The 13,320-nt window shown below is 72.0% G+C and carries 4 protein-coding genes; all 4 read right to left on the bottom strand.

The features are described from left to right. Positions 1–54: 54 nt before the first annotated feature. On the bottom strand, positions 55–1,260 hold the full coding sequence (locus tag ACFT4A_RS30490; protein ID WP_382836281.1) for a glycoside hydrolase family 64 protein: 1,206 nt from the start codon (positions 1,258–1,260) through the stop codon (positions 55–57). Positions 1,261–1,427: 167 nt separating this feature from the next. Then, the gene (locus tag ACFT4A_RS30495) at positions 1,428–8,687 is read right to left on the bottom strand and encodes a MupA/Atu3671 family FMN-dependent luciferase-like monooxygenase (RefSeq protein WP_382836393.1); all 7,260 of its coding nucleotides are present in this window, start codon (positions 8,685–8,687) and stop codon (positions 1,428–1,430) included. Between the two features lie 47 nt (positions 8,688–8,734). Further along, positions 8,735–12,019, bottom strand: coding sequence for a type I polyketide synthase (locus ACFT4A_RS30500; RefSeq protein WP_382836283.1), 3,285 nt, complete (start codon positions 12,017–12,019; stop codon positions 8,735–8,737). After that, the gene (locus ACFT4A_RS30505; RefSeq protein WP_382836285.1) at positions 12,019–13,281 is read right to left on the bottom strand and encodes an MFS transporter; all 1,263 of its coding nucleotides are present in this window, start codon (positions 13,279–13,281) and stop codon (positions 12,019–12,021) included. Before ACFT4A_RS30505 ends, ACFT4A_RS30500 begins: the two co-directional genes overlap by 1 nt. Between the last annotated feature and the right edge of the window lie 39 nt (positions 13,282–13,320).

The following is a 13,320-nucleotide window of genomic DNA, read 5'->3' on the forward strand; positions in this document are numbered from 1 at the left end:
GGAACAGTAAAGTTGTATTTGATTTTCAGAATTGCTGAACCGTCAACTTTGCCGTCAGTCGAGCGGGTCGAGGGTGAGATAGGCCTGGCGCGGACTGCCGTCGTGGACGAGTGACTCGTGGTGGCCGACGTCGTCGAAGGCGAATGCGTAGGCCTTGCCGTCGACCGTCTGCGCGTGGATCTTGCGCGCGTAGTGGTTGGTGACGTTGTCCCTGTAGAAGGCGTCGGCGCCGGAGTCCGGCTGATTGGGGTTGACCAGCAGCGTGGAGCGGTTGAAGCCGGCGCACAGGGTGCGTGAGATCGGGCCGCGGACCAGGTCGTTCGGCGCGTCGAGTTTCCGGTGGCAGCCGAAGACCGAGGAGGCGTCCGGTCTTTCGAAGCGGGTGACGGTGGCGCCGGCACTGTTGGTGAAGTTCATGACGCCGCCGGAGACCCGGCCGTAGTACTTGGTGCCGGGCTGGTCGGCGAACGGTGCGACCGTCAGGGTCGAGGTGGAGTACTTCTGCCAGACGCGGTTGATGTAGTCGTCCATGACGCTGGCCGGCAGTGCGCCGGTCTCCAGTCCGTACAGCGGCGACAGGGCGCGCAGTACGGCGCCGTCGGACCGGGTCTGGATCAGGTTGGCCCAGCCTCCGGGCTGTCCCCTGAGGGCGTTGAAGAAGCCGTTGTACCCACCGGGCTTGAGCCGGCCGGTGCGCGCGGTGCTTCCGTCGGCTCGCTGCACTCCCACCGCGTAGGGCACGGAGAACATGTCGACCTGTGTGCTGTTGATCCACAGGCCCGAGTCGTTGAGGGTGTACTCCGACCAGTTGAACAGGATGTTCCGGTTGGGGTCGGTCGGGTTCTGCACGGCGGGCTGGACCAGGCCGCCGGTGGTCAGCTTGAACACCAGTTTCTGGCCGTAGGAGAAGTACACGCGGCCGGAGAACTTCGGCATGCGGATCGTCGCCGACTGGCCCGCGGCCGGGCCCGGGATCGACGCGTCTGGGGCAGGGGTCGGCGGGTTTCCGCCCGCCGGCCAGGGGTGGAAGGTGCCGTTCGCGTCGGCCCAGCCCTGCCGTCCGGTCGACAGTTCCGTGCCGAGGTTGTAGATGTACACCTGCTCGCCACGGGCCGAGTTGTTGGTGATCTTCAGGGGGATCGTCGCCGGGACGGCGGCCTGGGCCGGAGCGGCGGCCCCGGTTGCGAGCAGTGAGCCGCTCAGGACCGTCGCGAGGGACAGTCCGACGGCCGTGGCCCGGCGTCTGAGGGTCCGTAACATGCTCTTTCTCCGTTCGGGCAGGGGACCGATGCGGGAAGCTTTGAGAGCGCTCTCAGAGCGTGCCGTTTTGGTACGGACCTGTCAATGAGTCGGGACGCACGGTCTGGCGCGCGTGGCAACGGGGTTGTCCGTGCCGCCACCCCTCGGGGCGGCGGCACGGACCGGGGTCAGTCCCCGAGCGCGCTGCCGGTCTCGTCGCGCAGGAGGGCGACGTAGTCCCGGGTCCAGCCCTCGATCGTGGTGCGGTCCCAGAGGTCGGCCGAGTACTCCACGAAGCCCTGGAGCCGGTCCCCGGCCGGGACGAGGCCGACGGTGAGTTCCGTGCGGGACGCGGCGGGCGCGAGGTCCTCGATGGCCGTGGTCAGCCCGGGCAGTTCGATCTCCGCGTCCAGGGAGCTCTGGTAGGCGAAGCCGACGTCCAGCCGGTCCGGCACGGCCACGCCCGTGCGCTCCCGCAGCGCGGGGGCGATCAGGCGTACCGGCATGGCCCGGTCCATGCACTCCACCGCCGTGCGGGCGATGCGGTCCGTGAGGCCGGTGAAGGAACCGGCGGCTCCGTCGCGTACGGGCAGCGCGAAGCCGGTGATCGTGCAGGCCAGCAGGGATTCGAACGCCCGGCGTTCACGGTTGGCGTAGGAGATGTTGAACACGACGTCGCGCTGTCCGGACTTCCGCGCGAGCAGCCGGCCCAGGGCAGCCGCCGTGACCACGAAGGGCGTCGTGCCGCGCTGTCGTGCCAGGCGTTCGACGGCGGTCCGCACCTCGGCCGGCACGGTGAACATCACGGCACCGCCCCGGCCACTCGCCTTCTCGGGCCGCGGGCGGTCCAGGGGCAGGTCGACGTTGAACGGCACTCCGTCGAGTTCGCGCAGCCAGAACCGCAGCTTGCTTTCGTCGGCGGCCTTGTCCGCCTGGCCCCGCTGCCAGTGGGCGTATTCCACGGGCTGGCACTCGACGGGAGGCAGGGCGTGGGGTTCGCCCCGGACGGCAGCGCCGTAGAGCGCGGCCAGTTCCTTCAGCAGCAGGCTGACGGACCAGCCGTCGCAGGCGGAGTGGTGCAGCACGAGGAGCAGGACCCAGGTGCTCTCGCCGGTGCGCAGGAGGCGTACGGCGATCGGCGTGTCGTGGGCGGGGTCGATCGGTGTCTCGGTGACTTCCGTGGCGGCCTTGTCCAGGGCTGTCCGCCGCTCCCCGGCGGGCCGTGCGGTGAGGTCCTCGATCGGCAGGTCCACCGCACCGGGCCGGAGCACCTGCTGCTCCCAGCCGTCGCCGCTGGGGACCAGACGGGTCCGCAGTCCCTCGTGCCGCTCGACGAGGCCGGTCAGGGCCGTGCCCAGGGCCGCCGCGTCCAGATCTCCGGAGAGGGTGATCCGCAGGGCGACGTTGAAGACCTGGGGCAGGTTGTGTTCGGCGTGTACCGCGGCGAAACGGGACTGCTGGGCGGTGGCGGGCGCCCGGCGTTCCACCGAGCCGGGTCCTTCGTCGGGGTCGGATCCCGGGCCCGACCGCATCTCGTCCGCTGCCAGGGCCAGTTGGGCCGTCATGGCCCGCAGGGTCGGCTCCTGGTAGAAGCTCAGCATCGGGTACTCGGTGCCGAACTCCTCGCGGACCTGGTTGACCAGCCGCATCGCGGTGATCGAGTGGCCGCCCAGGTCGAAGAACGAGGCGTCGGCCGCGATGGCGTCCGCGTCGATGCCGAACTCGTCCGCCCACAGCTGCCGTACGCGCCGCTCAATGTCCGTGCGGTGACCGGCTTCCGGGGCATCGCCGACGGTGGTGCCCGGCCTGGGGGTCGGGGCGGTGGTGACGAGGTCGGGCGTCGGCAGCGCGGACCGGTCCAGCTTGCCGTTGCCCGTGACGGGAAGGTCCGGCAGGACCCGCCAGGCGCGCGGTACCAGGTACTCCGGCAGCCGGGCCGCCAGTTCCTCGGCCACGAGGTCGGCGAAGGCCTGCCGGTCGTCGGCTTCCGTGCCGATCGGGTCGGCGGGGACGGCGTAGGCCGCGAGGTAGGCCTCACCGCGGTCGTTGCGGCGGGCCAGCACGGCCGCTTCGCGGACTCCGTCCAGGGCGTTGAGTACGCGGGAGACCTCTTCCGGCTCGACCCGGAAGCCCCGGATCTTCACCTGGTCGTCGGCCCGGCCGCAGAACTCCAGCGTCCCGTCACCGCTCCAGCGGACCAGGTCGCCGGTGCGGTACCGGCGGGCGTCCGGGCCGCCGTGCGGGTCCGGCAGGAAGCGCTCCTCGGTGAGTTCGGCGCGGTGCAGATAGCCGAGGGCCACGCCGGGGCCGCCGACGTACAACTCCCCCACCGTGCCGACGGGCACCGGGCTGCCGGACGCGTCGAGCACGCTCAGCGTCACGTTGTCGACCGGGCGCCCGAGCGCGATCGCGGCGGCGGGGTCCTCGCCCTGTGCGGGCACGGTGTGCGTGGTGCACAGCACGGTGACCTCGGTCGGCCCGTACACGTTCACCGTCTCGTACGTCGCCTCGGGGCGCGGCCGGGTGCGCAGCACATCGCCGCCGAGCAGCAGGTGACGCAGGGGCGGCTGGTCGGCCGGGGGCAGGCGGAGCACTTGTTCGCCGAGGGCGGTGGGCAGGATCGAGAAGGTGATGCCCTGCTCGGCGTACCAGCGGGCCAGGGACCGCGGATCCCTGCGCAGTTCCTCGTCGGCGACGACGACCGACGCTCCCGCGGTCAGTGCCGGCCAGATCTCCAGGAGCGAGGCGTCGAAGCTCTGGCTGCACACGACGGCGCTGCGGTCGGCCCGGGTGAAGGCGAAGCGCCGGTGCTGCCACGCGCACAGGTCGACGACGCCACGGTGTGCCACCACGACGCCCTTGGGCGTGCCGGTGCTGCCCGAGGTGTAGAGGACACAGCACGGGGACCGGCCGTCGGGGGCGGACGCCACGTCATGCAGGGGCGGTGCTGTCGCGTCCGGCGGTACGACGGTCACGTGCCCGGGCAGCTTCAGGGCCGCCGCCTCCTCGCGCGTCGACACCAGCGTCCCGGCCCCGCACTCGGCGATGATCTGTTCGGCGCGTGCCCGGCCGAGGGAGGGGTCGAGCGGGACGTAGGCGCGGCCCGTCTTCAGCACGGCGAGCATGGCGACGACGAGGTCGGCGGAGCGCGGCAGCCACAGGGCGACCGTCCCCGCCGTGTCGCCGCCGGTTGTGTGGCGCGGCTGGAGGGCGGAGGCCAACTGCTCTGCCCGGGCGTCCAGTTCGCCGTAGGTCAGTCGGGAGGTTCCGCTGATCACCGCCGTGCTGTTCGGCTGCGCGGCTGCCTGCCGGGCGACGAGGGCGTGGACGGTGGTGTCCGCCGACGGGCGGGAGGGGCCGTGCTGCCAGGACCGCGGTACGGGGTCGCCCTCGGCCGCTGGGTCGACGGCCGTGGCGGCGAGCCGTGACAGGGGTGCCTCGGGGGTGTCGACCGCGGCCGTGAGCAGGTCCTGGAAGGTGGCGAAGAACCGGTCGACGGTGTGCTGGTCGAACAGGTCGGTGTTGTACTCCAGATGGCAGCGGATGCCGTGCGGCTGGTCGGTGAAGTAGACGGTGAGGTCCGTGAGGGACTTGTCCGGGCCGGCGTCCAGGGGCGTGGCCTCGATGCCGGGCAGGTCGAAGCGGAACGGTTCGGCGCGCTGGAACTCGGCGAAGGCCTGGAACACCGGGGTCCGGTCGACCGCCCTGGTCGGGGCGAGTTCGCGCACCACCGTCTCGAAGGGCACTCGCGCGTGGTCGTACGCGTCGAGGGCGACCGTGCGCACGCGCTCCAGCAGCGCGGAGAACGCGGGATCCCCGGACAGGTCGAGGCGCAGCGCGAGGGTGTTCACGAAGAAGCCGAGCAGATGCTCGGCCCGCTCGGGACGGTCCGAGATCGGGGTGCCGACGACGATGTCCGTCTGTCCGGTGGTCCGGTGCAGCATCGTCGCGTAGCCGGCGAGCAGGGTCATGAACAGGGTGCTGCGGCTCGTGCGGCTCAACTCGCGCAGGCGACGCGAGAGTTCCGGGTCGAGCGTGTGGAAGACCGCCCGGCCGTTGGAGGTCATCGTCGCGGGGCGGGGCCGGTCGGTCGGCAGGGCCAGGACGGGCAGCTCGCCGCCGAGGGTGCGGCGCCAATAGGCCAGGTCCTCCTCAGCCTCGGGGCTGTTCGCGGACGCCGCCAGTTCGCGGGCGTGGTCGGCGTAGGTCCAGGTGAGGGCCGGGAGGTCGGGTGTGGTGGACTCGCGTTCGGCCCGGTAGAGGGCGGACAGGTCGCGGGCGAGAACGGTGGCGGAGGCCGCGTCGACCACGATGTGGTGCAGGGACAGCACGAGGACGTGCTCCGCCTCGGCGAGCCTGACCAGCCGGGTGACGAACAGCGGGCCGTCCGCCAGGTCGAAGCGGCGTGCGCTCTCGGCCGACAGGACCTGCCGCAGTGTGCTCTGCGGGCTGCCGGTGGCGTCCACGAGCTCGACATCGGGCTCGGCGGAGGCCCGCACCACCTGCCGGGGTTCGCCGCCGGTCTCCCGGAAGACCGTGCGCAGGCCCTCGTGCCGGGCGACTAGGCCGCGCAGCGCCGCGCGCAGGGCGGGGACGTCGAGGGGGCCGTCGAGGCGGATCGCCTTGATCTCGTTGTAGGCGGTGCGTCCCGGGAGCAGACGCTCCAGGAACCAGATCCGTTCCTGGCCGGGCGACAACGGGGCGTCGGTGGGGGCGTCCGGCGCCGGGGCGGGCGCGGCGGGCGGCCGACCGTACTCGCGGCGCAGGGTGTCCAGACGCGGCAGACCCCCGCGTAGCGCCTCCTCCGCGACACCGAAGTCGACCAGGGCGACGATCTCGTCGGCGCCGGCAGCGGTCACCGCGTCCACCACGGGCCGCACGCTGTCCACCGTGCCGATCAGGGCTCGCTGGTCGCAGTAACGGCCGTAGGCGCGGCGGAACACCGCATCAAGGTCGTCCTCGCTCAGGTCGGCCAGGTCGATGCTGTGTCCGAGGCTGTTGGTGACGCCGCTGAACACGGACAGGGACGCGCGCATATAGCGGGACAGCGGTTCGTACGCCTCGGTCCGCGCGGTGTCGTGGTCGTCGGCGAGGTAGGTGTGCAGCAGGACGGCCACCCGCCCGGCGTCCGGGTCCAGGCCGTGCGAGGCCCGGGTGCGCCGGTAGAGGGCGATGTTGTCCCGGAGCTGTTCGACGGTCTGGGTCATCAGGTTGGTGACGATGCCCAGGTCGTGTCGGGCGGCGAGTTCGTACGAGGCGGGGTTGCCGACCACCGCCGTGTACAGGGGCGGGGCGTCCTGGACCGGCCGGGGGAAGAGCCGTACCTCGGCCTCGCCGTCCCCGCTGGTCCGGCGCACGGCGTCGCCGCGCCAGAACTTCCGTACTTCTTCCAGCTGTTCGTACATCAGCTCCTTGTGCCGGCCGAAGCGGTCGGGGAAGAAGACGAAGTCGTTGGCGCTCCAGCCGCTGGCGACACCGATGCCCACGCGGCCGCCGGAGAGGTTGTCGACCATCGACCACTCCTCGGCGACCCGGATGGGGTCGTGGAGGGGCAGGACGACGGAGCCCGCGTTGAGCCGGATGCGGTCGGTCTCGCGGGACAGGGCGGCGGCGAGCACCGCCGGGTTGGGGAAGAGACCGCCGAAGGAGTGGAAGTGCCGTTCGGGCATCCACAGCGAGTGAAAGCCGTGCCGGTCGGCGAACCGGGCCACGTCCATGAGGAGTTCGTACTGCCCGGTGCGGGGCGTGGCGGTGTCCTGCGGGTAGTCGCCGAAGAAGTACACGCTGAAGTCGGGCGTGCGCGGAACGGCTTCCTTCGTGGGTGCCGTGCGAGGTGCGGTGACCGCCGCGGCGTTCCAGGCCATGGAGGCCACGGGGGCGACTGTCGGTGCGGGAGTGGCCGGTGCCGGTTCCGGCGGTGCCGGCTTCAGGGGGGCTGCCTTCGGCGGTGCCGTCTTCGGCGCCACGGGCCGTGTCCCCGGGAAGAAGCCCGCCGACCGCAGTTCGCGCAGCGATTCCCGTACGGCGTCGGCGATGAACTCGATGTCGCCGTCCGAGTGGGCGGTGGACAGGAAGAAGTTGCGCCACTCCCAGACATGCACGCCACGCAGCATCAGGTGGTGGTAGAGCAGCTCCATGTCGGCGCGGTGCTCGAAGCGGAACTGGGAGCCGAAGTGGCTCATCCGCAGCGGGTACTCCTCGGCCTCGAAGAAGCCGTTCAGTGTCGCGGCCAGTTCGGCGGTGCGCGCGTTGAGGCGCTCCTGGAGGTGCGGGCTGTGCTCCTTGAGGTGGGTCAGGACGGCGCGGGCGGCGACCATCGACACCGGGTGCTGGATGTACGTACCGCCGAAGAAGGTGGTGTCGGCGGGCGGGTAGCTGTCGTCGCCGTAGGACCAGTAGCCGCCGTCGACGCCGTCCATGATGTCGGCGCGGCCCGCGATGGCGCCGATGGGGAAGCCGCCACCGAGGAGCTTGCCGTAGGTGGCGAGGTCCGGGGTCACGCCGTACAGCTCCTGCGCTCCGCGCGGGGCGGGGCGGAAGCCGGTCAGCATCTCGTCGAAGAGCAGCACGATGCCGTGGCGCTGGGTCAGCTCCCGCAGCCTGCGCACGAACTCGACCGGCTGGAGCTCGGGGTGCCGGCTCTGCACCGGCTCCACCACGACCGCGGCGATGTCGCCGGCGTTCCGGGCGATCGCCTCCAGGGCGGCCTCGCTGCCGTAGTCGAGGACCAGCAGGTCGGAGACGGCGGCCTGCGGGATGCCCCGGGAGACGGGCACGGTGATCTGGCCGGTGCCGCTGTTCGAGGCCCGGCCCAGGACGTTGTCGGCGTGGCCGTGGTACGCGCCCAGGAAGGAAACGATCTTGTCGCGGCCGGTGGCGGCGCGGGCGAGGCGGATGGCCGCCGAGTTCGCCTCCGTACCGGAGTTGGCGAAGGCCACCCGCTCCAGCCCCGTGAGGCCGGCGAGGAGTTCCGCCGCCTCGCCGGTCTCGATGGTGCGGGGGCCGAGCTGGATGCCCCGGGACAGGTGCTCGCGCACGGCCTCGGAGACGAAGTCGGGCTCGTGGCCGAAGAGCAGGACGCCGAAGCCCATGGTGATGTCGACGTACTCGTTGCCGTCGACGTCCTCGAGCCGTGCCCCGCTCGCCCGGCGGCCGGCGATGGGGTACAGCATCTCCTTCGTGCCGCTGCGGAAGCCGACGACGGCGCGGCTGTCGGCCAGGACCCGGCGGTAGCGCTGGGCGATCCGCTTGGACGTCGGCGTCTTGGCCGTGTAGCGGCGTACGAGGTCGGTCAGGTGCTCCTGCTGGGTGTGCGGCGAGACGTCCTGGACCATGCCGGAGGACTTCGCGACCGTCACACGGGGTCCGTGGATCCGAGGCGACTGCGGGGCTTCCGGAGCGGGGGCACCGCCCATCTGCTCGGCGATGCGCTGCGACAGTTCGGTCATCGCCGCCAGGTCCTGGTCCAGCGCGGCGGAGATGCCGTTCAGCCCGGTCACTTGGCCACCTTGCCGTTGAGGCGGTCCGTCACCGAGGCGGTCTGGAGGGCGAGCAGCTGGGAGAGCTGGGACATCATCTGCAGCTGTATCTGGGACATCTGCTGGATCTTGGCCGCGAGGTCCTCGAGTTCCTCGCGGGTCGCGTACTCGGGAGCGGAGGCCGTGCCGGCGGGGGCGGGCTCCGGCGTCGGTGCCGGTGCCGGTGCCGGTGCCACGGGAGTGGGTGCCGGTGGCGGTGCCACGGGCTGTGCCGGCTCGGCGCTCTGGACCGGCGATTCGGTCGGTGCCGTCCCGGTCGCGTCCGGCATGTGGGCGACGATGAACTCCGCCAGCCGACGCGGCGTGCCCGTCTCCTCGAGCAGCTGTCTCATCGTCACCTTGACGTGGTGCGCCTGCTCCAGTTCCCGCAGCACACTGATCATCTGCAGCGAGTCCGCTCCGAGGTCGAAGAAGTTCGCGTCGCCGACGATCGCCGACGGATCCCCGCCGAGGTGCCGGGCGGTCGCCTCGACGACGCTCTGGAGTACCCGTGCGACCGCTGCCTCTTGCTGCACCACTTCGGTTCCCTTTCTCGCTGCTGTTCTCGTACTCGGGGGCGTCGACCGGTGCCCCATCCAGTGGTCCTGGTGCTGGAATCGGTATCCGGGCAGCGGGACGCGTCTGCCGCCGCTGCCCGCCAGGAGCGCGTCCCAGCCGACGTCCGCTCCGGCGCAGTGCAGTCCCGCCGCCGCACCCCAGAGGGTCCCGAGTCCGGTGCCGCGCCGCAGGGACGGCAGCGCCGGTACGCCGGGCAGCGCCCGGCGGGCCAGACCGCTGAGGGTGGTGTGCGGGCCCATCTCGAGCAGGACGCCGGGCGACTCGGTGCCGATGCCGCGCAACGCCTCGTCGTAGCGGACGGGCTCGCGGGTATGGCGTAGGAAGTAGTCCGTGCCGGGGATCCAGCCGGGCGGGCGGGTCGCACCGTCCAGGGCGCTGACGAAGGGGATGCGCACCGGCCGGAAGTCCACGTCGTCGAGGACCTTCTCGAACTCCACCAGCATGGGTTCCATCAGGGCGGTGTGGAAGGCGCGGGTCACCGGCAGCCGCTGCCCCGGTGTGCCGCGTTCGTCCAGCAGCGCGCACGCCCGGTCGACGGCGGTGACGGGCCCGGCGAGCACCTGGGTCCGGTCTCCGTTGCTCACGGCCGGCTCCAGTCCGGGAACCTCGGCGGTCAGGGAGAGGGCGGCCGCCCGGTCGATCGGCGCCGCGACCATCGCGCCGGGTGCGCAGCGCTGCTGCATCAGCCGGCCTCGTTCGGTGGTGAGGCGCAGCCCGTCCTCAAGGGACAGGGCTCCGGCCGCGTACAGCGCGGCGTACTCCCCGACGCTGTGCCCGGTCACGGCGTGCGGTTCGACGCCGGCGTCGCGCCACAGCCGGACGAGGGCGCACTGCAGGGCGAACAGCGCGGGCTGCGCGGTGTCCGTGCCCCCGAGCGGCCCCTCCCCCGGCGCGTCCGCCGGGTCCGCCGTGCGCAATCCGTCGAGCAGGGAGTCGCCGGTGAGGTCGCGGTAGTGCCGCTCGCAGGTGTCGAGCACGTCGCGTACCGCGGGGTAACGCGCGTAGAGGGCGTCGGCCATTCCCGGGTACTGGCTGCCCTGCCCGGTGAACTGGAACGCCACGCGCGGGGTCCTCTCCCCGGATGCCGTCCCCGTGGTGACCGCCGCGGGGGCGGTTCCGGTCAGCCAGGCGTCGAGGGCCTCGGCCAGGGCTGCCGGGGTGGAGCCGCGGACCGCGAGACGGTGACGCCCGTGGGCGCGGCCGAGGGCGGCGGTGGTGACGAGGTCCGCGAGGTGCGGTGCGGGCGGCTGACGTAACCGGTCGCGGAAGGCGCGGGCGTTGTCCGCGAGGGCCTCCCGACTGCTCCCCGAGACCAGCAGCACATCCGGAGGCGCGGTGTCGCCGGTCCTGGGTGCCGGCTCGGGGGCCTGTTCCAGGATCAGATGGACGTTGGTGCCGCCCACGCCGAGTGAGGTGAGGCCCGCGCGGCGGGGGACGTCGCTCTTCGGCCAGGGCCGGGCGGCCCGGGGGACGTAGAAGGGGCTGTGGTCGAAGTCGATGAGCGGGTTGGGTTCGCTGAAGTTCGCCATCGGGGGGATGACTCCGTGGCGCAGGACCAGCAGGGCCTTGACGAGGCCGGCCAGTCCGGAGGCGGCGTCGAGGTGGCCGATGTTGGCCTTGGTCGAGCCGAGGGCGCAGTAGCCGTCGCGGTCGGTGTCCTCGCGGTAGGCGCTTGCGGCTCCGTCGAACTCGATCGGGTCGCCCTTGAGCGTGCCGGTGCCGTGGGTCTCCAGGTAGCCGATGGTGTCGGCACCGACCCCGGCGCGTCGCAGGGCCTGGCGGACGGCCGCGCGCTGGCCCCGGGCGCTCGGGGCGGTGAACGCCTTCTTGTCCGCGCCGTCGTTGCTGATGCCCCAGCCGCGGACGACGCCGTGGATGGTGTCGCCGTCGGCTTCGGCCCGCGCCAGCCGCTTCAGGACCACGGCCAGGACGCCCGTGCCTCCCACGGTGCCGTCGGCGCCGGCGTCGAAGGCGCGCAGGCGGCCGGACCGGGACAGGATCGAGCCCTTGACGTAGCGGTAGCCCAGGACCTGCGGTACGTGGACGGCGGTGGCGCCGACGAGGGCGATGTCGCAGTCCCCCATGATCAGTGACTGCGCCGCCGACTGCACGCCGACCAGGGAACTGGAGCAGCCCGTCTGGACGTTGACGGCGGGTCCGGTCAGGCCCAGCCGGTAGGCGACCCGGGTGGCGGTGAAGTCGGCGTAGTTGCCGACCGTGACCTGCATGCCCGAGGTCCAGTCGGGCACGGGCCCGTTGGGCAGGACGTTGTTGAGCAGGTAGTTCTGCATCGTGTACAGGTGATAGCCGGTGCTGGCCCAGACGCCGACGCGGGTGCCGTCCCGCTCGCCCGGGTAGCCGGCGTTCTCCAGGGCGTGCTGGGCGCATTCCAGGAACATGCGGTGCTGCGGGTCGGTGAGCTGCGCCTCGCGGGGGCTCATCGCGAAGTGCCGGGCGTCGAAGCCGGCGATGTCGTCGAGGAGCCCGGAGGCGCCGACGAAGTCCTCCGCCTCGTACTCCTCGGCGGGCACCCCGGCAGCGGCGAGTTCCTCGTCGGTGAAGCGGGTGATGCAGTCCGTGCCGTCCCGGATGATCCGCCAGAAGTCCTCGGGCGTGTCGGCGCCGGGCAGCCGGAAGGCCATGCCGATGACGGCCATCCGCGGGTCGGGCTCGCTGGTGCTCATCAGCCGCGTCCCTCCGTCACCGTCGGCTGGTCACGGCCGGCCGGTTCCTCCGCGGGCGGGTCGGGTTCCGTTCTGCCCCGGCGCAGCAGCCACCCGAGCAGGATCAGGCACAGGACGATCGCGAGGCCGTGGAAGGCGCCCACCACCTGCAGCGGCGAGAAGACCTCCAGGAGCGCGCCGCTGACGAGCATGCCGAGCCCGAACCCGAAGTTCTCCACCGAGGCGGTGAGCCCGAAGAGGCGGCCGCGCTGCTCGTCGGGTGCGGTCTGCAGCCTCGACACGTAGACGATCTCGGTGAACCCGTCGGCGGCTCCGGCCACCAGCGCGGCGATGACGGCGGGCACGGTCGGCAGCCCGCTGAAGACCACGATGAACCCGGCCGACATCACACAGGCGCCGAGCGCGAACGCCCGCTCCCCCGGGGTCTGTCCGGACTTCTTGGTGACCCGGCCGATGACCTGCTGGGCGACGATGTTGCCTATGGCCCAGGTGGCCCAGAACTGGCTGATGAACGTGGCCGGATGGTCGGGGTCCAGGCTACTGGAGTAGATGGGGAGGGCGACGTTGTGGGACGAGGAGCCCAGCCCGTCGACGGCCCGGATGGCGACCATCGCCATGAGGACCGGTGCGGTGCCCAGCAGCATCCGGGCCGTCCAGCGCGCGGCACCGGAGTCCTTCGCGGAGCCGGAGCCCGTGGCGGCGGGGGCCGACCGGGTGCGGACGGGCAGCAGGAAGAGCATGGTCGCGGAGACCAGGAAGGTCGCGGCGTCCAGCGCGAACGCCGCGGAGTAGCCGAGTTGCGCCACGACCACGCCCGATGAGGCGAAGCCGGCGATCATGGCGAGCGAACGCCCGGTCACGAGCAGCCCGTTGGCCCGGACGCGGTGTTCCGCGCCGACGATCTCGGGGATGCTGCTGCGCAGGGCCACCTGGGAGAGCGTCGAGCAGCCGCCCGTGACCACGGCCAGGACGTACAGCAGTCCGGGGCGTATCCCGTCGGGGGCGAGCAGCAGCGACAGCAGGGCCACGGCCTGGCACAGATCGGCGCCGACCATCAGGCGCTTGCGGTCGTAGGCCGAGACGAGCCTGCCGCTCACCCAGCCCGACACGACACTGGTCGCCAGGCGTACGGCCATGAAGAGGCCGGCGGCCAGCGCGCTGCCGGTGGCGTCGTAGACGAAGACGTTCAGCGCCACCATGTTCAGGTAACTGCCGTACGCCGAGATGCCGTTGCCCAGAACGAGCAGACGGAAGTACCTCATGCACCTTCCTCAGGTCTGCATCAAGGGGTGTGAAGGGTG

It is taken from the genome of Streptomyces sp. NPDC057099, assembly GCF_042671245.1.
Classification (GTDB): Bacteria; Actinomycetota; Actinomycetes; order Streptomycetales; family Streptomycetaceae; genus Streptomyces; species Streptomyces purpurascens.